This window comes from Micromonospora peucetia (genome assembly GCF_900091625.1).
GTDB lineage: Bacteria > Actinomycetota > Actinomycetes > Mycobacteriales > Micromonosporaceae > Micromonospora > Micromonospora peucetia.
On record NZ_FMIC01000002.1, the window covers coordinates 460559 to 482566 of the forward strand.

Annotated in this window: 20 protein-coding genes and 2 pseudogenes; 3 read left to right on the top strand and 19 right to left on the bottom strand. The window is 72.8% G+C overall.

The window, feature by feature from the left end; all coding sequences use genetic code 11:
- Positions 1-81: 81 nt before the first annotated feature.
- Entirely contained in the window at positions 82-711 is a 630-nt protein-coding gene (locus tag GA0070608_RS02550) for an SAM-dependent methyltransferase (protein WP_091620945.1), read from the top strand.
- A 141-nt stretch (positions 712-852) separates the two neighbouring features.
- Here GA0070608_RS02550 and GA0070608_RS02555 read toward each other — a convergent pair whose 3' ends face one another.
- The 12 genes and pseudogenes from GA0070608_RS02555 to proS all read right to left on the bottom strand — a co-directional run bounded on the left by GA0070608_RS02555 (position 853) and on the right by proS (position 9192).
- Complete coding sequence (locus GA0070608_RS02555; RefSeq protein ID WP_091620948.1) at positions 853-1176, bottom strand: DUF2469 domain-containing protein; 324 nt, start codon at positions 1174-1176, stop codon at positions 853-855.
- Entirely contained in the window at positions 1173-1985 is an 813-nt protein-coding gene (locus GA0070608_RS02560) for a ribonuclease HII (protein WP_091620951.1), read from the bottom strand. Before GA0070608_RS02560 ends, GA0070608_RS02555 begins: the two co-directional genes overlap by 4 nt.
- Positions 1979-2473, bottom strand: a complete 495-nt coding sequence (locus GA0070608_RS02565) for an NUDIX hydrolase (RefSeq protein ID WP_091634159.1) — start codon at positions 2471-2473, stop codon at positions 1979-1981. Before GA0070608_RS02565 ends, GA0070608_RS02560 begins: the two co-directional genes overlap by 7 nt.
- Before the next feature lie 48 nt (positions 2474-2521).
- Positions 2522-3142, bottom strand: coding sequence for a signal peptidase I (gene lepB / locus GA0070608_RS02570; RefSeq protein ID WP_091620954.1), 621 nt, complete (start codon positions 3140-3142; stop codon positions 2522-2524).
- 9 nt (positions 3143-3151) lie between these two features.
- Positions 3152-4026, bottom strand: a pseudogene (lepB, locus tag GA0070608_RS02575) (signal peptidase I).
- Positions 4027-4210: 184 nt separating this feature from the next.
- On the bottom strand, positions 4211-4567 hold the full coding sequence (gene rplS, locus GA0070608_RS02580; protein WP_091458359.1) for a 50S ribosomal protein L19: 357 nt from the start codon (positions 4565-4567) through the stop codon (positions 4211-4213).
- Positions 4568-4709: 142 nt separating this feature from the next.
- Positions 4710-5483: a tRNA (guanosine(37)-N1)-methyltransferase TrmD gene (gene trmD, locus GA0070608_RS02585; protein WP_091620959.1), complete on the bottom strand. Its 774-nt coding sequence runs from the start codon at positions 5481-5483 to the stop codon at positions 4710-4712.
- Positions 5484-5503: 20 nt separating this feature from the next.
- Positions 5504-6058, bottom strand: coding sequence for a ribosome maturation factor RimM (gene rimM, locus GA0070608_RS02590; protein WP_176733924.1), 555 nt, complete (start codon positions 6056-6058; stop codon positions 5504-5506).
- 2 nt (positions 6059-6060) lie between these two features.
- The gene (locus GA0070608_RS02595) at positions 6061-6321 is read right to left on the bottom strand and encodes an RNA-binding protein (RefSeq protein ID WP_176733925.1); all 261 of its coding nucleotides are present in this window, start codon (positions 6319-6321) and stop codon (positions 6061-6063) included.
- Positions 6296-6760, bottom strand: a complete 465-nt coding sequence (rpsP, locus tag GA0070608_RS02600; RefSeq protein WP_091620967.1) for a 30S ribosomal protein S16 — start codon at positions 6758-6760, stop codon at positions 6296-6298. The genes GA0070608_RS02595 and rpsP overlap by 26 nt, the downstream gene beginning before the upstream one ends.
- Before the next feature lie 278 nt (positions 6761-7038).
- Positions 7039-7686, bottom strand: coding sequence for a ribonuclease FAU-1 family protein (locus tag GA0070608_RS02605; protein WP_091620970.1), 648 nt, complete (start codon positions 7684-7686; stop codon positions 7039-7041).
- Positions 7687-7785: 99 nt separating this feature from the next.
- Positions 7786-9192: a proline--tRNA ligase gene (gene proS / locus GA0070608_RS02610; protein ID WP_091620973.1), complete on the bottom strand. Its 1407-nt coding sequence runs from the start codon at positions 9190-9192 to the stop codon at positions 7786-7788.
- A 104-nt stretch (positions 9193-9296) separates the two neighbouring features.
- Here proS and GA0070608_RS02615 point away from each other — a divergent pair, with 104 nt between their 5' ends.
- A complete protein-coding gene (locus tag GA0070608_RS02615; RefSeq protein WP_091620976.1) occupies positions 9297-9902 on the top strand; it encodes a TetR/AcrR family transcriptional regulator in 606 nt (201 codons plus the stop codon).
- 53 nt (positions 9903-9955) lie between these two features.
- Here GA0070608_RS02615 and GA0070608_RS02620 read toward each other — a convergent pair whose 3' ends face one another.
- The 7 genes and pseudogenes from GA0070608_RS02620 to ftsY form a co-directional block, all read right to left on the bottom strand.
- Positions 9956-11035 carry an amidohydrolase family protein gene (locus GA0070608_RS02620; protein WP_091620980.1) on the bottom strand — a complete coding sequence of 360 codons (1080 nt, stop codon included), beginning with the start codon at positions 11033-11035 and terminating at the stop codon, positions 9956-9958.
- A 191-nt stretch (positions 11036-11226) separates the two neighbouring features.
- Positions 11227-12786, bottom strand: a complete 1560-nt coding sequence (gene ffh, locus GA0070608_RS02625) for a signal recognition particle protein (RefSeq protein WP_091620984.1) — start codon at positions 12784-12786, stop codon at positions 11227-11229.
- Between the two features lie 521 nt (positions 12787-13307).
- Positions 13308-15761, bottom strand: a pseudogene (locus GA0070608_RS02630) (HD domain-containing protein); the annotation flags it as partial.
- A gap of 107 nt (positions 15762-15868) precedes the next feature.
- Complete coding sequence (locus tag GA0070608_RS02635; protein WP_176733926.1) at positions 15869-16207, bottom strand: P-II family nitrogen regulator; 339 nt, start codon at positions 16205-16207, stop codon at positions 15869-15871.
- 25 nt (positions 16208-16232) lie between these two features.
- The gene (locus GA0070608_RS02640; protein ID WP_091620992.1) at positions 16233-17744 is read right to left on the bottom strand and encodes an ammonium transporter; all 1512 of its coding nucleotides are present in this window, start codon (positions 17742-17744) and stop codon (positions 16233-16235) included.
- 197 nt (positions 17745-17941) lie between these two features.
- Positions 17942-18805, bottom strand: a complete 864-nt coding sequence (locus GA0070608_RS02645) for an aminoglycoside phosphotransferase family protein (protein WP_176733619.1) — start codon at positions 18803-18805, stop codon at positions 17942-17944.
- A gap of 7 nt (positions 18806-18812) precedes the next feature.
- A complete protein-coding gene (gene ftsY, locus GA0070608_RS02650; protein WP_091621000.1) occupies positions 18813-20000 on the bottom strand; it encodes a signal recognition particle-docking protein FtsY in 1188 nt (395 codons plus the stop codon).
- 150 nt (positions 20001-20150) lie between these two features.
- On the opposite strand from ftsY, the gene GA0070608_RS02655 reads away from it, so the two are divergent.
- A complete protein-coding gene (locus GA0070608_RS02655) occupies positions 20151-21863 on the top strand; it encodes an alkaline phosphatase D family protein (protein WP_091621005.1) in 1713 nt (570 codons plus the stop codon).
- Positions 21864-22008 lie beyond the last annotated feature (145 nt).

A 22008-nucleotide genomic window follows, 5' to 3' on the forward strand; every position in this document is an offset into this window, starting at 1 on the left:
AGGCCCCGCAGAGCCGGACGATCTGCTAGGCGCGCCCACAGCGGATGACGCGTCGACGCGGTGGCGTCTACGCTGCCACAGGTGACGCGGGACTGGTACGCCTGGCACGGGGACTACGACGAGGCGGATTCGGCGCTGTCCCGCCGGCTCGCGGAGGTGCGGCTGCGGGTGCGGGAGGCACTTGATGCGGCCCCACCCGGTCCGTTGCGGGCGATCAGCCTCTGCGCCGGCCAGGGACGCGACCTGATTCCCGAACTGGCGGCGCACCCCCGCCGCGACGACGTGACGGCCCGGCTGGTGGAGCGGGATCCGCGCAACGCGGCGGTGGCCCGGTCGGCCGCCCGCGCGGCGGGCCTGTCCGCCGTGGAGGTGGTGACCGGCGACGCGGCGCGCACCGACGCGTACGCCGATCTGGTCCCGGCCGACCTGGTGCTGGTCTGTGGGGTGTTCGGCAACATCAGCGAGTCGGACGTACGCGCCACGGTGCGGCACTGCGCGGCGCTCTGCGCGACCGGGGGGACCGTGCTCTGGACCCGGCACCGGCGCGAACCCGACCTCGTGCCGGCCATCCGTGGCTGGTTCATGGAAGAGGGCTTCGCGTCGGGTACGGTCAGCAGCCCGGCGGACGGCGTGGGCGTGGGGGCACACCGCTTCCTGGGGGTGCCCCGCCCCCTGCCGTCCGGGGTGACGATGTTCGCGTTCGTCGACTGACGTCGGCGCGCGGCAGGTCGAGGTGCCGGGCGAGCTCCGTGCACGCTGGACGGTCGCACCTGGACGAGCCGGCCCTCGGTGGGGCGCCGACGGAGCAGTACGCCCGGCGACGACACCACCGGGCCGGAGACCAGCGGTGGATCAGCCGCCGAAGCCGGAGTCGGCGGGCAGCGAGATGTCGGGCTTTTCCAGCTCCTCGACGTTGACGTCCTTGAAGGTCATCACCCGGACGTTCTTCACGAACCGGGCCGGGCGGTACATGTCCCACACCCAGGCGTCGTGCATCTCGACCTCGAAGTAGACCTCACCGTCGGAGTTGCGCACGTGCATGTCGACCTGGTTGGCCAGGTAGAAGCGACGCTCCGTCTCCACCACGTAGGAGAACTGGCGGACAATGTCGCGGTACTCCCGGTAGAGCTGCAGCTCCATCTCGGTCTCGTACTTCTCGAGGTCTTCCGCGCTCATCGCACTCCGCCTTCCATGACCACATCTTCCCTCACCGACGCCGGAGGCTGAGGCTGCTCGCCCAACGCCACGCCGACGGTACCCCCTGGCGGACAGGAGCGCTCCATCGGCTCGTCCAGCCTCGCCATCGCCGGCCGACGGGCCCGGGGCGGGGCGCCGTCGCGACCGGACACCGTCGCCACGTTGACGTACGAGAACCGGTGCTCCCGGCACGGCCCCCGCTCCCGCAGCGCCGCGGTGTGTTCCGCCGTGATGTAACCCTTGTGCTCGGCGAACCCGTAGCCCGGGAACGCCCCGTCTAGCTCGACCATGATCCGGTCCCGGGTGACCTTGGCGAGCACACTCGCCGCCGCGACGCAGGCGGCCACCCGGTCGCCCTTCCACACCGCCAGCCCCGGCACGTCGAGGCCGTCCACCCCGAAGCCATCGGTCAGCACGTAGTCGGGGCGGGTCGTCAGCGACGCCAGCGCGCGGCGCATCGCGGCCAGGTTGGACACGTGCAGGCCCCGCTCGTCGACCTCCTCGGCTCCGATGACCACCACGGCGTACGCCAGCGCGCGGGCCACGACCTCGTCGTGGATCCGCTCCCGGCTGGCGGGGGTGAGCAGCTTGGAGTCGTTGAGCCCGTCGATCTCGCCCCGGCGCCCCTCGGGGAGGATCGCGGCGGCGGCGACCAGCGGCCCGGCGCAGGCGCCTCGACCCGCCTCGTCGGCCCCGGCGACGTGCCGGAAGCCGCGCCGCTGCAACGCGCGCTCCAGCGCGTAGAGCCCGCCCTCGCGGCGCACCACGGTGCGCGGTGGCGTCAGCACGGCGCGCCCTCCCCGGCCGTCGGGGCCACCGTGGTGGCCAGCGCCCGGGCCAGCACCGCCGGCAGGTCCGGCGGGTAGTAGCGTTCGCCGCTGGCGACCAGTTCGTCCGGCGGCCACCACCGGTGCCCGTCGACGCTGGACCGCTCGATCTCGCTGAAGCCGGCGGTGTCGACCTCGTGACCGGCCACCCGCACCAGGAAGAACTCCTGCTCCTGCCGGTACCACACGCCGTCGAAGGGGAACTCCGTCACGTCGCGGTGGACGGGCGCGCCGAACGCCGACATGGGCAGCCGCAGCCCGGTCTCCTCGGCCAGCTCCCGCGCGGCGCACTCGGGGTAGGTCTCCCCCGGGTCCAGGCCGCCACCGGGGGTGAACCACCACTGGCCGTGTTCGGGACGGGCCGGGTCGCAACCGTTGAAGAGCAGCACCCGACCCGTCGCGTCGACGAGCAGGACGCGCGCCGCACGCCGGGGGGTGTAGGTGGTCACCGCACCAGCCTGCCAGACGCCACCGACAACGCCCACGCCCGGCGACCCCTACGGTTCGGGGATGGCCTCGTACCCCTTCGGGACGCTCAGCCAGGTGGCCCGGCCGACGGGCCAGAAGACGGTGAAGGCCCGTCCGACGACGTCGCCCTCGGGGATGGTGGCGACGGTGATGTCCTGACCGGACTGCTGCCAGTGCTCCAGCGAGTCGCCCGACGCCTCGCGGTGGTCGCCCATCACCCAGAGCCGGCCCTTCGGGACGGTGATGTCGAACTCCTCGGCGGTCTTGTCCCCCGGGAAGATGTAGGGCTCGTCCAGCGACTTGCCGTTGATCACCAGCCGCTCCTGCGGGTCGCAGCAGACCACGTGGTCGCCGCCCACGGCGATGACGCGCTTGATGAAGTCCTCGCCCTCGGGGTTGGCGCTCCACTCGATGGGAGCCTTGAAGACGATCACCTCGCCCCGGTGCGGGGACCGGAAATCGTAGACCAGCTTGTTGACCAGCACCCGATCGTCGATCTGGAGGGTGTTCTCCATCGACGGGGAGGGGATGAAGAAGGTCTGCAGCACGAAGGCCCGCACCAGCACCGCGACCAGGATCGCCACACCCAGGAGGATGGGCAACTCCTTCCAGAAGGAGCTGCGCGGCTTGTCGGTCTGCTCGTCAATCACGGGGAGAGCCTACGTTGCCCGGCCGGACGCCACCGTCCGGAACGCGCGAGAACGGCGAGCGCGGCAGCGATCGGGACGAACAGCACCACCCCGCCCGTCGGCGTGGAGCGGACCGGGGGTGGAGCACCGGTGGAGGCGGCCGGCGGATCGGCGACGTCGTCGAAGGTCGCGGGCACCGACAGGGCGCTCCAGCGCGACGACGGCCAGACCACCGTGAAGGCCCGGCCCACCACGTTCTCGATCGGCACCGGACCCTGACAGCGGGCGTCCTGGGAGACCATGCGGTGGTCGCCCATGACGAAGATCTGCCCGGGCGGGACCACGACCTCCTCGAAGCGCCGGGACCGGCACTCGCGGGGGTTGGGCGGGATGTCGAGCGGCGAGTCCCGCAGCACGTACGACGACTCGTCGAGCGGTGTTCCGTTGACCACCACCCGCCCCTCGGCGTCGCAGCATTTCACCCGGTCGCCGGGGAGGGCGACGACCCGCTTGATGAAGTCCTTCTCGCCGGGGCGGCTGACCCCGACCAGGTCGCCGACGGTCCGGCTGAGCCTGCCCGCGAACCCGGGCTCCGGCTCCTCGTCGACCTGCGGGGCCCACCGGTCGGTGCCCCGGAAGACGACCACCTCGCCCCGCACCGGGTCGCGCACGTCGTAGACGACCTTGTTGACCAGGACCCGGTCGCCGACGAGGAGGGTGTCCTCCATCGAGCCGGAGGGGATGAAGAAGGCCTGGAGCAGGAAGGTGCGGATCAGCACCGCGAGGCAGAACGCGACGACCAGCAGCAGCGGCAGCTCCTGCCAGAGCGGCATCTGACGGCGTGGCCGACGGGCCCGACGGCGCCACGGGTCGACGGCGCCGTCCTCGTCAAGCGTCTGCACCACGCCACTCTCCGGTCAGCAGAAATGACACTACCGCCCGGGAACCCTGACAGGGCTCCCCGGGCGGTAGTGGCCGTCGCTCCGCCGTCGTGGCGGGACGTCGCCCGGCTGCGCCCGTAGCGACCAGGGTAGTGCGGTCCGGTCGGTACGACATACGCGCAGCTCGGGCGGCGTGGCGAGCGTGAGGTCAGCTCGGCTGCTTCTCGCGCTTCTCCTTGATCTTGGCCTTCTTGCCCCGCAGCTCGCGCAGGTAGTAGAGCTTGGCGCGGCGGACGTCACCGCGGGTCACGATCTCGATCCGGTCGATCGCCGGGCTGTTGATCGGGTAGGTGCGCTCGACACCGACACCGAAGCTGATCTTGCGAACCGAGAAGGTCTCGCGCAGACCGTCACCCTGGCGGCGGATGACGACGCCCTGGAAGATCTGGACACGGGACCGGTTACCTTCGACGACCCGGGCGTGCACCTTGACGGTGTCACCGGCACGGAAGTCAGGAAGGTCGGTACGCTTCGACTGGGCGTCAAGGGCGTCCAGGATGTTCATCGCTGCGTCCTCGTGAGGCTCACGGCGCACCGTCAATCGGTGCGCGGGTGGGTGATTCTGATCCCCGGGTGGCGGTCGGTGACCCGACCCCGGTCAGGGACCCTCGCAGCCGACCGCGGCGCGGACGGTTGCGGCAACCTCCCTACTTTGCCACATCCCCCGGCGGCACCTGAAATCCGGCCCGGCCCAAGGCTGCGGCGTCCCGTTTGTCCAGGCGGTCCGGGTCCAGCGCGGCGAGCAGGTCGGGGCGGCGCGTCGCGGTACGGATCAGCGCCTCGTCCCGCCGCCAGCGGGCGATCCTGCCGTGGTCGCCGGAGCGGAGCACCTCCGGCACCTCCAGCCCGCGCCAGGTCGCCGGCTTCGTGTACATGGGAGCCTCCAGCAGCCCGTGGGCGTGCGACTCCTCGGCCAGCGAGCCCGCGTTGCCGAGCACCCCGGGCAGCAGCCGGGTGACCGCCTCCAGGATCACCAGCACGGCCACCTCCCCGCCGAAGAGGACGTAGTCGCCGAGGGAGACCTCGGTCACCGGCATCCGGGCGGCGGCGTGGTCGAGCACCCGCTGGTCGATGCCCTCGTACCGGCCGCAGGCGAAGAGCAGGTGCGGCTCGGCGGCCAGCTCGTGCGCCATCGCCTGGGTGAAGGGGGCACCGGTCGGGGCCGGCACCACCAGCCGGGGCGGGGCCACCTCCGCCGGGGCGAGGGCGTCGAGCGCCTCGCCCCACGGCTCCGGCCGCATCACCATGCCAGGCCCGCCGCCGTAGGGCGTGTCGTCGACCGTGCGGTGCACGTCGTGGGTCCAGAACCGCAGATCGTGTACGGCCAGCCGCAGCGTGCCGTTCGCCCGTGCCCTGCCGATCAGTGACAGGTCCAGCGGGGCGAGGTACTCCGGAAAGATCGACACGATGTCGACGCGCATGCGGGGCTGCTCCAGCGGTTCTACAGATCGAGCAGACCGGCCGGCGGGTCGACGACGACGCGACCGCCGGCGAGGTCTACCTCGGGGACGATCGCCCGGACGAACGGGATGTACGCGATGCGGCCCTCGGGACGGCGCAGCACCAGCAGGTCCGATGCGGGGGCGTGGTCGATCCGGGCCACCTCGCCCAGCCGGTCGCCGTCGGGGGTGACCACGGCCAGCCCGACGAGCTGGTGGTCGTGGAACTCCTCCGGATCCTCCGGCGGGGTGACGTCGGCGCTGTCGACCGCGACCAGCGTGCCGCGCAGCGCCTCGGCGACGTCCCGGTCCGGGATGCCCTCGAACACGACCAGCATCCGCCCCTGATGCCAGCGGGCGGACTCCACGGTCAGCTCGGCGGGCACCCGGAAGGGCTCGCCTGGCCCGGGCGCGGGCCGCGGCGACGGGGTCGCCCCGGGCTCGGTGCGCAGCACCGTACCCGGGGCGAACCGCGCTTCGGGTTCGTCGGTCCGCACCTCCACGGTGACCTCACCGCGGAGGCCGTGCGGCTTGCCGATCCTGCCGACGATGAGCAGCATCAGTACGAGTCGACGATGTCGACGCGTACGCCGCGCCCGCCGATGGAGCCGATCACCTGGCGCAGCGCCTTGGCGGTCCGGCCGGACCGCCCGATCACCGTGCCGAGGTCCTCCGGGTGCACGCGGACTTCCAGCCGCTTGCCCCGACGGGAGTCGACCAGCCGGACGCGTACGTCATCGGGGTTGTCGACGATGCCCTTGACCAGGTGCTCCAACGCCGGACGTAGTGCCATGTCAGGCCTGCTCACCGGCGTCGGCAGCGGCCGGGGCCTCGGCCGGAGCCTCGGTCTTCGGCGTTTCGGCCGGAGCCTCGGCCTTGGCGGCCTTCTTGGCCGGCTTGGCCGGCGCCTCGGCCAGCCCGGCGGCGGCCTTCGCCTCGGCCTCGTACGCCGCGGTGCGGCTGACCCGCTCCGGGGCGACCTTCAGCGGCGGCGGGGCCGGCAGGCCCTTGAACTTCTGCCAGTCACCGGTCAGCTCCAGCAGCCGCTGCACCGCCTCGCTCGGCTGGGCGCCGACGGACAGCCAGTACTGGACCCGCTCCGACTTGACCTCGATCACCGAAGGGTCTTCCTTCGGCTGGTAGACCCCGACGAACTCGATCGCCCGGCCGTCGCGCTTGGTGCGCGAGTCGGCGATGACGATGCGGTACTGCGGGTTGCGGATCTTGCCCATCCGCAGGAGCCGGATCTTTACGGCCACAGTTGTTTCGCTCCTGTTGCGATCTCACCTGCCCGGTACGGGCGGTGCACGGGTGAGAGCCGACCGGCACGTGGGGTTGGGCCGGAGACTGCTCGGTGGACTGGCGACGTGCCCGGGTTAGAGGGCGCCGAACACGTGCCGGATACCAGCCAGCCATTCTGCCAGATCAGGACCGGATCTCTCACACCGGACCGTCCCGGGCCACCTGCGAGGCGGCGGAAGTGACGGAAAGCACACGTCGGAGGCCGGGAACGACCGCCGGATCAGGCCTGCCGGGGTCAGCGCACCGGGGAGCGGTCCCAACCGGGCGGCAACTCGTCGGGGATGCCCCAGTCAGACGGCGGGGTGAAGTCGCACCAGGTGCCGTCGAACGGGAACTCCCCCGCCTCGGCCAGCGCGATCACCCGCTTCCCCTCGGCCCGCACCGCGTCCGGGTCGGCCACCCAGTAGTGGTCGGGGAAGGCCAGCCGCTCGGTGAACTCCTCCTCGTCCTTCCACTCCCAGCCGCGGTCCGGACGGACCACCACGTCGAGGTCCTGGTCCACCATGTCGACGCCGGCGAGGGTGCCGTCGTCCCAGCGCACGCCGGGCTCCTCCAGGTTGACGTACCAGGCGGTGAAGCGGTCGTACGCGTCGCGGAACCACCACACCGAGTGGGCCGCCCCGGTGGGCAGGAACGTCAGCAGCGGCGGGCCGTTCCACCGGCCCGGGGCCAGGCGGTACGACGAGGTGATCCACTCCGCGAACGGGACCGCGCGCATGCCCAGCCCGGCCTCGGTGACCTCGCCCGCCGTGGGGGCGTCGCGGGCCACCCAGAGCAGCAGGCCCCGATCGTCGTCGCTGACCACCCGCGCGGCACGTGCCCAGCCGATCCGGCCCCGCCGCACGTTGCGGTGCACGATCAACCGCCCCGGTTCGAATCTCACGCCCCGACCCTACCGGCGCCCCCGCCCGCGCCCGCCCGGGTGCGAGGAGGGGCCCCTTCCTACACCTCAGGTTTGAAGGTGCCCTTCCTTACGCCACGCTCAGTAGGCGCGGGCCAGGATGGCGACCAGGTCGGGCTCGTCCTCGGAGTCGGGCACCGAACCGTCGGCACGCAGCAGGCAGCGCACCGTGACGCTGTGTCCGTTCGCCTCCGCCTCGCCCTGGACGCCGACCGCCGACCACGGCACCATGGCCCAGCCGGTGGCCGCCGCCTCGATCGCCTCGGCCAGGGTCGACACCTCGACGGTGTGGGACTTGCGATGGGCCAGCGCCTGGTCGTGCAGGGCCCGCTGGTCGGCGTCGAGCGCGGCCAGCACCGCGCCGACCACGTCCGCCACCGGCGTCGGGGACTTCGAACCGTCCGTGCGCCGGACCACGACCGCGTTGCCGGTGGCCAGGTCACGGGGGCCGACCTCGACGCGTACCGGATAGCCACGCAGCTCGGCGTCGACGGCCCGGCGGCCGAACGGGGTGTCGGTGCGGTCGTCGAGCGCGACCCGGACGCCGGCGTCGTGCAGCGCGTCGCGCAGCTTGGCCGCCGCCTCACCCACGCCCTCGCCGTCCTTGACCACCATGACGTACGCCTGCACGGGCGCCAGGTTCGGCGGCACCCGCAGGCCGTTGTCGTCGCCGTGGCACATGATCAGGCCGCCGAGCATCCGGGTGGAGGTGCCCCAGGAGGTCGTCCACGCGTGCTCCCGGCCGCCTTCGGCCGAGGAGTAGCTGATGTCGAAGGCCTTGGCGAAGTTCTGCCCCAGCTCGTGGCTGGTGCCGAGCTGGAGCGCCTTGCCGTCACCCATCATGCCTTCACAGGTGTAGGTGGCGATCGCGCCGGCGAAGCGCTCACGGGCCGTCTTCAGGCCGACGACCACCGGGATGCCGAGCACGTTGACCATCAGGTCCTCGTACGCCTCGTGCACGATCCGCCGGGCGTACGCCCGCGCGTCGTCGCGGGTCGCGTGCGCGGTGTGCCCCTCCTGCCAGAGGAACTCGCTGGTGCGCAGGAAGATCCGGGGGCGCAGCTCCCAGCGGACCACGTTGGCCCACTGGTTGAGCAGCAGCGGGAGGTCGCGGTAGGAGTCGATCCACTTGGCCATGAACTCGCCGATGACGGTCTCGCTGGTGGGACGCACCACGACCGGCTCGGCGAGCTGCTTGCCGCCGCCGTGGGTGACGACCGCGAGCTCCGGCGAGAAGCCCTCGACGTGCTCGGCCTCGCGCTTGAGGTAGCTCTCCGGGATGAACAGCGGGAAGTACGCGTTCTCCGCGCCCGCCGCCTTGATCCGGGCGTCCATCTCGGCCTGCATCCGTTCCCAGATGGCGTAGCCGGCCGGGCGGATGACCATGGTCCCCCGGACCGGGCCGTTGTCGGCCAGCTTCGCCTTGGCGATCAGGTCCTGGTACCAGCGGGGAAAGTCCTCCGCACGGGGAGTGAGCACGCGTGCCATGACCGCAGATCCTATGCGTCGGCCGAAGGGGCGGCGCCATCGGGCGCGATGTCGCCGACGTCCGGCGAGACGGCCGGTGCGGCGGGTCGTAGGATTCGACCACCATGGGTGAGGTGAGAGACGGTACCCGTACGCGGGATTCGATCGTCGAGGCCGCCCGGACGCTGACCGTCGCGACCGGCTGGGACAGCGTCCGGATGGGCGCCGTCGCGTCTGCGGCGGGGGTCAGCCGGCAGACGGTCTACAACGAGTTCGGCAGCAAGGCCGGGCTGGCCGAGGCGCTCGCCCGGCGGGAGATCGACCGGTTCGTCGGCGACGTGCGCGCGCTGCTGCGCACACATGGCGACGACGTCCGGGCCGCCGCGCACGCGACCATCACGCACACCCTCACGGAGGCGGCCGACGATCCACTGATCAAGGCTGTCCTGACCAGCGACCAGGGCGGCTCGGACGAACTGCTGCCCTATCTCACCACCCGGCAGGAGTTGGTGCTCACCGAGGCCACCGAGGCGCTGCTGGAGTGGGCCGACACCGTGCTGCCGGGCGCCGACCGGGCCGCCGTCACCTTCGCCACGGACTCGGTGGTCCGGTTGGTGATCAGCCACATCATCCTGCCCAACGCCCCGGTCGAGCAGACCGCCGCCGCCCTCGCAGACCTGGCGGTGTACCTGCTCCTGCACGCGGTCACCCTGCGTTCCTACGCCGACTGACCGGGGTGCGGCGCCCGTCGAGGGCCCGCGCCGGAGGACCGGGCACGGCTGGGTCAGCGGACGACGCGACCGCGCAGCACGATGCGGGCGGGACTGCGTACGGCGCGCAGGTCGACGCGCGGGTCCTCGGGATAGACGACGAGGTCCGCCAGGCCGCCCTCGACCAGTCCGGGGAAGCCGAGCCACTCGCGGGCCTGCCAGGAGGCGGCGGCGAGCACGTCCGTGGTGGACATGCCGGCCCGCTCGTGCAGCAGCAGCATCTCCTCCGCCGCGAGGCCGTGGTCGATGCCGCCACCCGCGTCCGTGCCCACGTAGATCGGCACGCCGGCCTCGTACGCCGAACGCACCACCTCGGGGAAACGGTCGCGCAGGGCGAGCATGTGGTCGGCGTAGCCGGGGAACCTGGCCCGCGCCTGTTCGGCGATCCCGCCGAAGGTGCGAATGTTGATCATCGTGGGGATGAGGGCGGTGCCCCGTCGGGCCATCTCGTCGATCAGGTCCAGGCTGAGGCCGGTGCCGTGCTCCACCGAATCCACCCCGGCACGCACCATGATCTCGACGGCCGACTCGGAGAAGGTGTGCACGGCGGCGCGTACCCCGGCGGCGTGCGCGGCCGCGACGGCGGCGGTCATGGTGTCCGCGTCCCAGGCCGGGGCGAGGTCTCCGACGCCCCGGTCGATCCAGTCGCCGACCAGCTTCACCCAGCCGTTGCCGGCGCGCGCCTGCGCGGCCACGGTCGCGGCCACCTCCGCCGCGCCGACCTCGACGCCGATGTCGCGCAGGTAGCGCTTCGGCGGCGCGACGTGCCGGCCGGCGCGGGCCAGTCGCGGCAGGTCGGGCTCGTCGTCGAGCTCCGGATACGGGTACGGCGATCCGGCGTCCCGGATCGCGAGGACCCCGGCGTCCCGGTCGGTGCGGGCCAGCTCGCGGGCCTGGTCGAGCGAGGTGATCGGGGCGCCGCCCCGGGCGATGCCGATGTGGCAGTGCGCGTCGATCAGGCCGGGCAGCACGAAGCCACCGTCGGCGATGGTCTCCGCACCGGGGACCGGGGTGAAGGTCACCCGGTCGCCGACCAGCCAGAGGTCACGGACCTCGTCGTCGGGCAGCACCACACCGCGTACGTGCCAGGCCATGCGTCCTCCGTCTGCGCGCGAAAGGGGGCGGTCCGCCCGCCATTCTTCCCGCTCGACGCGGACCGGCGGCGGTCAGCCCTCGTCGCGCGCGAGCAGCCCGGCCCGCCGCGCGGTCAGCGCGGGCAGGTCGACGGAGACCTTCCACGGCCGCTCGGTGACGAAGAGATCCTCGGTGTGGGTCACGACACGCCTCAGCGGGGTCGGCCGTCGCCGCCCTTGCCGAGCTTGTTGAAGTCGATCTTCGGCAGCTTGAAGCCCGGGGGCAGGCCCTGACCGCCGGCCAGGTCGTTCGGGTCCATTCCCGGCGGGAGCTGCGGCATGCCGCCCGGGAAGCCGCCCGGCATCCCGGCGCCCGCCCCGGCGCGCGGCCGGTTGCCGCCCTTGGTGCCCTTGCGCTTGTTCTTCGGCGACTTGGTGGCCTTGCGCCGGCCGCCGCCGGGCAGGCCCATCATGCCGCCCATCTGCTTCATCATCTTCTGTGCCTCGACGAAGCGGTTGAGCAGCTGGTTGACGTCCATCACCGTGACGCCGGAACCGTTGGCGATGCGGGCCCGGCGGGAACCGTTGATGATCTTCGGGGTGGTGCGCTCGGCGGGGGTCATCGACCGGATGATCGCGGTGACCCGGTCGAAGTGCTTGTCGTCCAACTCGGAGAGCTGGTCCTTCATCTGCCCCATGCCGGGCATCATGGCCAGCACGTTGGCGATCGGGCCCATCCGCCGGACCGCGATGAGCTGGTCGAGGAAGTCCTCCAGGGTGAACTGCTCACCGCCCATCAGCTTGGCGGTCATCTTGTCCTTCTGATCGGTGTCGAAGGCCTGCTCGGCCTGCTCGATCAGAGTGAGGACGTCGCCCATGCCGAGGATCCGGCTGGCCATCCGGTCGGGGTGGAAGACGTCGAAGTCCTCCAGCTTCTCGCCGGTGGAGGCGAAGAGGATCGGCTGCCCGGTGACCTCCCGAACCGACAGCGCGGCGCCACCACGGGCGTCGCCGTCGAGCTTGGAGAGGACCACACCGGTGATGCCCACGCCGTCGCGGAACGCCTCGGCGGTGCGTACCGCGTCCTGCCCGACCATGGCGTCGATGACGAAGATGACCTCGTCCGGCTCGACCGCGTCGCGGATGTCGGCGGCCTGCCGCATCATCTCGGCGTCGATGCCGAGCCGGCCGGCGGTGTCGACGATGACGATGTCCCGGGCGGCCCGCTTCGCGTGCTCGATCGAGGCGCGCGCCACCTGCACCGGGTCACCGGTGCCGTTGCCGGGCTCCGGGGCGTACACCTCGACGCCGGCGCGGCCACCGAGCACCTGGAGCTGCCCGACGGCGTTGGGGCGCTGGAGGTCGGCGGCGACCAGCAGCGGCTGGTGGCCCTGGGCCTTGAGCCAGCGGGCCAGCTTGCCGGCGAGGGTGGTCTTACCGGAACCCTGGAGGCCGGCGAGCATGATCACCGTGGGTGGCTGCTTGGCGAACTGGAGCCGCCGCCCCTCGCCGCCGAGGACGTTGACCAGCTCCTCGTTGACGATCTTGATGATCTGCTGCGCCGGGTTGAGCGCCTGGGATACCTCGGCGCTGCGCGCCCGCTCCTTGACGTTGGCGATGAAACCCTTGACCACCGGCAGCGCGACGTCCGCCTCCAGCAGCGCGAGGCGGATCTCGCGCGCGGTGGCATCGATGTCGGCGTCGGTGAGCCGACCCTTGCCGCGGAGCTTGGTGAAGATCCCGGACAGGCGGTCACTCAAGGTGTCAAACACGCGAACATCCCGTTTGTCAGTGTTCCGGCGGGCACATCGGCGACCGGGCGAGGTGTCCGGCCACCGCTAGGGTAGCCGGCCCACCGCACGACCGCTCCGGGCCGGGCCGGGCCCAGCCAAGCCGCCCCGCACACCCGCACTCCCGCACTCCGCACACCCGCACGCACCCGCACCCCCGAAGCACCCGCGCACGCGAGCACCCGAGCACCCGAGCACCCGAGCGCCCGAGCGCCCGAGCGCCCGCGATCTTGCACTTATGGTCCACGAGATGCGAACTTTAGGAGTTTTGTCGGGGCACAAAGTGCAAGATCGCGGACGCGGAGGCAGGGGGCACGCACGGGGCAGGGGCAGGGGGCACGCGTGGGAGCAGGGGCAGGGGGCACGCGTGGGAGCAGGGGCACGCGGGGCAGGGGGGCACGCGCGGGAGCAGGGGGCACGCGCGGGCAGGGGCGGGTCGGGGCGCTCGGACGTTGGTGGGGGGAGCGGTCCTCCACCTCGGGCGTTGACCGGGTGCTGTTTCCTTACACGGCGGCCAGGACCGCGGACTCCAGGCGGGCCCGGGTGGCCTCGTCCGGCCAGCCGCCGACGAGGTAGAAGGCGTCCACCACGTCACCGCCGAGGGTGGAGATGCGGGCCGCGCGTACCTGGGCGCCGGCCTCGTCGAGGGCGCAGGTGACCCGGTAGAGCAGGCCTGCGGCGTCGGCGGCACGCAACTCCAGCAGCACGGCGTCGGTGGCCGCCTCGCGGTGCCAGACCACCCGGGGCGCAGCCCCGTCGGCCCGCGCTGCCAAGGCCCGGCCGCGCAGCCGTTGGGTGACCGAGACGTCGCCGTTCAGCGCACGGCGCAGGTCGGCGCCGAGCGCGACCGGGTCGGGCGCGAGCCCGTAGCGGGGCTGCACCCGGCACTCGACCAGGGCCCGGCCGTCGACGGTGGAGGCGTCGGCGGAGAGCACCTCCAGCCGGTGCAGCGCCAGGCAGCCGGCCACCGTCGCGAGCAGGCCGCGCCGGTCCGCCGCGGCCACCGCCACCCGGTCCCCTGTCAGGTGTACGACCGGCAGGGGCCCCGCCAACAGGGCCGGGTCCGGGGCGGGCGGGGCGGGCAGCACGCCCGTGTCGAGTGCGGTCCGCACCCGGGTGACCAGCTCGGCGATCAGCCGGCCCTTCCAGTCCGACCAGGCGGCCGGCCCGGTGGCGGCGGCGTCGGCGCGGACCAGGGCGTGCAGCAGGTCCAGCGTGGTCGGGTCGCCGACCCGCTCGGCCACCCCGGCGATGGTGACCGGGTCGGCGAGGTCCCGCCGGGTGGCCACGTCGGGCAGGAGCAGGTGCAGCCGGACCAGCGTGCCGATCAGCGCCACCTCCGGCCCGGGCAGGCCGATCCGGGCGGCCACCGCCTCGGCCAGCGGCGCCCCGACGATGCTGTGGTCCGCGAAGGTGCCACCGCGCTCGTGGGCCGGCCGCGTGTCCGACGGGCGGTCTCCGTCCGGTCGCCCGGTGTGTACGTCGGCCCGCGCCTCGGCAGCTTCGCCCCGGAGTCCCTTGCCGATGTCGTGCAGGAGGGCGCCGAGCAGCAGCAGGTCGGGGCGGTCCACCTCGCGGGTGTGCCGGCTGGCCTCGTACGCGGTCTGCACGAGGTGCCGGTCGAGGGTGAACCGGTGCACCGGGTTGTGCTGCGGGAGGCTGCGCAGCCGGGTCCACTCGGGCAGCCAGCCCTCGATCAGCCCGTACCGGTCACAGGTCTCCCAGGCTGGCACGAGGCCGGGCCCGGCGCCGAGCAGGGTGATCAGCGCGGCCCGGGCGTCGGCCGGCCACGGCGCCGGCAGCGGCGGGCAGTACGCGGCCAGCCACTCGCAGGTGGCCCGTGCGATCGGCAGCCGGGTGACGGCCGCGGCGGCGGCGACCCGCAGCGACAGGCTCGGGTCGGGTCGCGCCCCGATGGCGGTGCGGGCCAGCACCAGCTCGCCGTCGTGCTCGACGACGTCCCGGGCGACCGGTCGGCGCAGTGGACGCCCGTCGGCGCCCCGGCGGTGGCCCGAGCGGAGCCGGTCGGCGGCACGGAAGGCGTCGTCGAGGGCGTGGCTGACGGTCCGGGCGTCCCCGGCGATCCGGCGCAGCAGCGCGTCGCCGTCGCCGAGGGTTCCGCCGACGGCTCCCACCCGCTGCGCGACGTCGGACCCGCCAGGTGGAACCTGCCGGAGCGGGGTGGCGTCGGACCCGCCGGGTGGAAGCTGCCGGAGCGGGGTGGCGTCGGACCCGCCGGGTGGAAGCTGCCGGAGCGGGGCAGCGTCGGGTGGGAGTTGCCGCAGCCCGAGCAGCGCGGCGACGCCGTCGCGTTCCTGGGCGACCAGGCGGTCGACCCGGCGGCCGACCTGCCGGTGCAGCGCGTCCCGGGTGTCCAGCAGTCGCAGGTGGGCGGCGCGGACGGCGGGGCGCAGCGCGTCGGTGATCCCGGCGGTGGCGATCGCCCGCAGGATGCCCACGTCGCGCAGCCCGCCGGCGGCCTCCTTCAGGTCGCCCTCCAGCAGGAAAGCCAACTCACCGTGGGCCGCCCAGCGGGCGGTGGTGATCTCGCGCAGCGCGGGGAGGTGCCGCACGGCGGTACGCCGCCAGTGGTCGGCGGCGGTGCGGACGAGCGTCTCCGCGAGCGCGGCGTCCCCGGCGACCAGCCGCGCGTCGAGCAGCCCGAGGGCCACCTTCACGTCGTCCTGGGCGACGGACAGCGCCTCGGCGACGGTCCGCACGGAGTGGTCCAGCCGCAGCCCGGCGTCCCACACCGGATACCAGACGGAGGCGGCCAGCTCGTCCACGTCGGGCACCCCGGCATGCAGCAGGACGAGGTCGAGGTCGCCGTGCGGCGCGCACTGCCGGCGGCCCAGCCCGCCGACGGCGACCAGCGCCACCCCGGGCCGCTGCGGCAGCAGGTCGCGCAACCACCGGTCGTACGCGTCGGCCCGCGCCGTCCGCGCCGTCTCCCCGACGCCTGCGTTGACGCCGACGACCTCGTCGACCAGGAGCTTCGCGGCACCGTTGCCGGTGTGCCCCGACGGGTTCTTCCTGGTCGACGAGGTCATGTCGGTGCGGCCGGTCAGAGCGCGTCGAGGCCGCGCTCGCCGGTGCGGACCCGGACGACCTCCTCGACGGCGGTCACCCAGACCTTCCCGTCGCCGATCTTGCCGGTCCGGGCGGCGCCGACGACGGCGTCTACGATCTTGTCGACGTCGATCTCGTCGGTGAGCACCTCCACCCGGATCTTGGGCAGGAACTCGACCGTGTACTCGGCACCCCGGTAGACCTCGGTGTGCCCCTTCTGCCTTCCGTAGCCCTGGACCTCGCTGACGGTCAGGCCAGCCACGCCGAGGGCGTGCAGGGCCTCCTTCACCGCGTCCAGCTGGTACGGCTTGATGACCGCGGTCACCAGCTTCATGTCCAACCCCTCCATCCCTGGAACGTTAACCGGCGACCTTCTCGTCGACCGCCCCGGCGACCTTCTCGTCGACCGACGCGGCGGCCCTCTCATCAACCGGTGCGGCTGCCTCCTCCGCGACCGACGCGGCGGCCTTCTCCGCGACCGGCGCGACGGGAGCGGGTGCGGGCGCGGGCGCGGGCTCGGTCGCCGGCCTGGCGCCGGTCAGCCCGGCCATGGCGAACGCGCTGCCCCCGCCGCTGCCGGCGGTCGGCGACAGGTCGTAGCCGCTCTCGGCGTGCTCGGCGATGTCGATGCCGCCGACCTCGTCCTCGGCCCGCAGGCGGAAGCCGATCGTCTTCTCGATGCCGAAGGCGAGCACCCAGGCCACCGCGAAGGACCAGACGGTGACGATCAGGCCGGCCAGGGCCTGCCGGCCGAGCTGGGTCAGCCCGCCACCGTAGAAGAGCCCGTCGGAGGCGCCGATCACGTCGGTGATCGCGCCGTTGACCGAGTTCGTGGCGAAGAGACCGAGCCAGAGCGAGCCGATCCAGCCGCCGACGAAGTGCACGCCGACCACGTCGAGCGAGTCGTCGTAGCCGAGCTTGTACTTGAGGCTGATCGCCAGCGCGCAGACCGCCCCGGCCACGAGACCGAGCAGCACGGCCGCCCAGGGCGCGATGAAGCCGCAGGCCGGGGTGATGGCGACCAGGCCGGCGACGGCGCCGGACGAGGCGCCGACCAGCGTCGGCTTCTTGTCCTTGATCCACTCGACGACGATCCAGCCGAGCACCGCGGCGGCCGTGGCGAGTTGGGTGTTGATGAAGGCCAGGCCGGCGACCGAGTCGACGGTGAGCTCGGAACCGGCGTTGAAGCCGAACCAGCCGAACCAGAGCAGCCCGGCGCCGAGCGCGACGAGCGGGATGTTGTGCGGCTTCATGCCCTCCCGGGGCCAGCCGAGCCGCTTGCCCAGCACCAGGACCAGGGCCAGGGCTGCCGCACCGGCGTTGATGTGCACGGCGGTGCCGCCGGCGAAGTCGAGCGCGTGCAGGTCGCCGCCGATGATGCCGCCGCCCCACACCCAGTGCGCGACCGGGAAGTAGACCAGCGTCGCCCAGCCGAACGCGAACAGCAGCCAGCCGGCGAACTTCGCCCGGTCGGAGACCGCGCCGCTGATCAGCGCGACGGTGATCACGGCGAACATCATCTGGAAGGCCATGAAGACGTAGAGCGGGACGCCGATGCCGCTCGGGTTCTCCGCCGTGGCGCCCCAGAGATCGGTCTCGGCGAGGAAGGTCTTGGTGCCGAGATAGGCGCCCGGGTCGCCCCAGAGGCCGTTGACATCGCTGCCGAACGCGATGCTGAAACCGTAGAACCACCACAGGACAGAGATGAGCCCGATCGCGGAGAAGCTCATCATCATCATGTTCAATACGCCCTTGGCCCGGTTCAGGCCGCCATAGAACAGCGCCAGTCCGGGTGTCATGAGCAGCACGAGCGCCGTCGACACCAGCAACCAGACGGTGTTGCCGGAATCGATCGTGGGTGCCTCGGGCACGCTGGCCTCCTAAAAGGTGAAGTTCCCTCCTTCACGGCTTCCGGGGCAGCGTCGCCCGTACGCCGGATGCGCGGAAGCCTGCTCGCTCCCTGTTTCCCCCAGCGTCACTGGTCGATTTCCGGACGGTGACGGCTTGTTTCGGGCGTGTGAAGAGAACCGCACCGCCGCCCTGGGCGGCATCCGGTGGCACGAACCGCTCAGCGCAGCGCGTACTCCAGGGCGTTGCGCTCGTAGTCGAGCAGCCGCAGGTCCCGCATCGGCCGGCGCAGGTGGCCCTTGTGCACGATCCGGACGAAGGCCGGCTCGCCGGCGGCGGCCATCCGGCGGATGCCCTCCACGTGGTCCACGATCCGCTTGCGGATGGTCCGGATCAGCCGGTGCCGGTCCCGGGGGATCAGCCCGTACGCGTCGGCGAAGAGGCGCAGCCGGCGCGGCCGGTCGGGGTGCTTCCAGCCGAGCGTGATCGAGTCCCGGTCGGAGAAGATCGGCACCCAGGTCCAGGCCGCGTACGCCACGTCGTAGATCCGGGCGCCGGGCGAGGCGAGGTCGAAGTCGATCAGCCCGAGGGTGCCGTCTGGCCGCCAGATGACGTTGTGCGGGGCGGCGTCGTGGTGGCAGATCACCTCGGTGTCCGGCGGTGGGGGGCCGAACGAACGCCACACCGCCCCGGGCGGCGGGACGAAGCCGTACTGGGCGTCGTGGAACATCCGGAGCATGGTGGCGACGGTCACCAGCGCCTCGTCGGTGACCCAGTGCGGGGCCAGCGGGTATTCCCCGCACTCCCCCTCCAGGTATGACAAAACCTCCCGGTTGCGCTCGTCCATGCCGAGCGCCCGGGGAGCGCCGGTGAACCCGACGTACTCCAGGTGGCGCAGCAGGGCGTGCACGGCGGGCGTCCACGGTCCGACGTTGCGCCGGACCGTGTCGCCGACCCGGACCACGGTGCTGACGTTCCCGCCGTGCAGCGGGATCTCCTGCGAAGTCACGTACGGTCTCCCGAGGCGCTGCGACGAGTGGCTGGGGTCGCGCCATCCGGCGTAGGCGCGATCGTCGGTCGTCACTGCGAGGTTACGCGTCCCGGGCGAGCGGCTCGGTACCGAGCAGCGCGTCGACGAACTGTGCGGGGTCGAACGGGGCCAGGTCGTCCTTGCCCTCGCCGAGCCCGACCAGCTTGACCGGGATGCCCAGCTTGCGCTGTACGGCGATCACGATGCCGCCCTTGGCGGTGCCGTCGAGCTTGGAGAGGACGACGCCGGTGACGTTGACCGCCTCGGTGAAGACCCGGGCCTGCTCCAGTCCGTTCTGCCCGGTGGTGGCGTCGAGGATCAGCAGTGTCTCGTCGATCGGGCCGTGCTTCTCCACCACCCGCTTGACCTTGCCCAGCTCGTCCATCAGGCCGATCTTGTTCTGGAGCCGGCCGGCGGTGTCGATCAGGACGGTGTCGACGCCGGTGTCGATGCCCCGCTTGACGGCGTCGAAGGCCACGCTGGCCGGGTCGGCCGCCTCCGGCCCGCGCACGGTCTCCGCGCCGACCCGCCCGCCCCAGGTCTCCAGCTGGTCCGCGGCGGCGGCCCGGAACGTGTCGGCGGCGCCGAGCAGCACGGTGCGGCCGTCGGCGACCAGCACCCGGGCGATCTTGCCGCAGGTGGTGGTCTTGCCGGCGCCGTTGACGCCGACGACCAGCACCACCGCCGGCACACCCTCCTTGGGCGCGGTCCGCAGCGACCGGTCCAGGGTCGGGTCGAGTGCGTTGACGAGTTCGGCGGCCAGCAGGGCGCGCAGCTCGCCGGCGGAGCGGGTGCCGAGCACCCGGGTCTGCTCGCGCAGCCGGTCGACGATGTCCCGGGTGGCGTCGATGCCGACGTCGGCGGTGATCAGGCTGTCCTCGATCTCCTCCCAGGCGTCCTCGTCGAGGTGGTCGCGGCTCAGCAGGCCGAGCAGGCTCTTGCCGAAAGCGTTCTGCGAGCGGGACAGCCGTGAGCGCAGCCGGACCAGCCGCCCGGCGGTCGGCTCCGGAACCTCCAGCGCCGGGGCCGGGGCCTCCACGACCGGCGGTTCCACCAGGATCCCGGTGGACAGCTCGGCCTCCGGCGCCTCCACCGGCGGGCCGGCGAGGTCCTCCTCGGCCCGGGTCTCGACCTCCGTCTCGGGCAGCGGCGGCTCCGGCCGCCGACGCAGCCGCGGCACGACCAGCCCGATGCCGCCAAGGATCAGCACGCCGAGCAGGGCGAGTGCGATGAGGAGGTAATCCGTCATGCCGGAATCCTGTCAGATGCCCGTGAAGCTGTCCCAGCCACCGCTCCCGACCGCGTGCGCGTGAGCCGGCGGTAGGCTCGGTCACAGCCAGCAGTGGTGCGACCGCCGGCCGGGTAGTAAAGATGTAGTCCGCTTACCTGGAGGTCGACCATGCCCGCCGCAGACCTGCTCATCGGCCCGCTGTTGCGGCGGGTGGTCGGCACCCGGGCCACCGTCTGGGTCGAGACCAGTGCGCCCGCCGTGGTCACCGTCCGCACCGCCGACGGCGCCGGCGGCACGTCTCCCACCTTCTCGGCATACGACCACCACTACGCGCTCGTCGTGGTGGAGGGGCTCACCCCGGACAGCGCCACCAGCTATGAGGTGCTGGTCGACGACGAGGTCGCCTGGCCGGTGCCGAAGAGCGGGTTCCCGCCCAGCGTGATCCGCACCCGGGCAGCCGACGACCTCGACCAGCCCGTCCGGTTGGTCTTCGGCTCCTGCCGGGAGACCACCCAGCACGCCACCACCCGGCGGCTGCCCCCGGACGCGCTCGACGCGTACGCCCGACGGTTGATGGCCGACCCGGACCGGGCCGACCTGCCCGACCTGCTGGTGCTCCTCGGCGACCAGGTCTACGCCGACGTGACGTCCCCGACGGTCCGGCGGCTGCTGAAGCGGCGCCGGCGGCGGCCGAAGGGCGCGCCGGGCGACCAGGTGGTCAGCTTCGACGAGTACACGAAGCTCTACCTGGAGTCGTGGCGGGACCCGGAGATCCGCTGGCTGTTCTCCACCGTGCCGAGCGTGATGATCTTCGACGACCACGAGATCATCGACGACTGGAACACCTCGGCCGGCTGGCGGGCCGACATGCGCGACCAGCCCTGGTGGGCGGAGCGGATCACCAGCGGCCTCGCCTCGTACTGGGTCTACCAGCACCTCGGCAACCTCTCCCCCGACGAGATCGCCGCCGACCCGGTCTTCGCCAAGGTCAGCGCGGCGGAGGACGCCACCGGCGTGCTGCGCGAGTTCGGGCAGCGGGTCGACACCGAGGCCGACCTCGCCCACGACACCGAGCGGTGGCGGGCCGTGCAGTACCAGTGGAGTTACGCGCTGGACCTGGGCCGGACCCGGCTGGTCATGCTCGACAACCGGTGCAGCCGGGTGCTGGAGCCCGGCCAGCGGGCGATGCTGCCCCCGGGCGAGTGGTCGTGGTTCCTCGACCGGGCCCACGGCGTCTACGACCACCTCGTGGTCGGCGCGTCGCTGCCCTGGCTGCTGCCGCCGGGCATCCATCACGTGGAGGCGTGGAACGAGAAGCTCGCCGACTCCCGGAAGTCCTGGGTCGCCGGGCTGTCGGAGAAGCTGCGCCGGGCGCTGGACCTGGAGCACTGGGCCGCGTTCCGCCGCTCGTTCGACGCGCTCGGCGCGCTCTTCGCCCGCATCGGCAGCGGCACCCCCGGCGCGCCCGGCGAGCGGGTCGGGGCCGGCCCGGCGTACGCGCCACCGGCGTCGATCAGCGTGCTCTCCGGCGACGTGCACCACTCGTACGTGGCGCGGGCACGGTTCGACGACCCGGGCGTGGTAACCCCGGTGCACCAGCTCACCTGCTCGCCCATCCACAACCAGGTGCCCGCCGGGATGCGCCCGCTGATGAAGCTGGGCTGGGCGTCCGGGCCGGCCGGGGCCACCCGGGCCCTCGCCCGCACCGCCGGGGTGCGCCGCCCGCCGCTGCGGTGGAAGCGGCTGGCCGGGCCGTACTTCGGCAACGCGGTCGCCACGCTGGTGCACACCGGGCGGACGGCTGAGGTGACCGTCGAGGGCACCACCAGCGACGGCCATCTGCGTGAGGTTATGCGGCAACGCCTCACCCCCGGCGGCTGATCCCTCCGCCGAGGGCGGACGGCACCAGCACCGCCGCGCTGCCCGGCCTCGCGTCGTCGGGGTGCGGGCCGGACGCCTCGCGTCGTCGGGGTGCGGGCCGGACGCGCGGACGACCCGACACCATTGACGCACGACTTTCCGCACT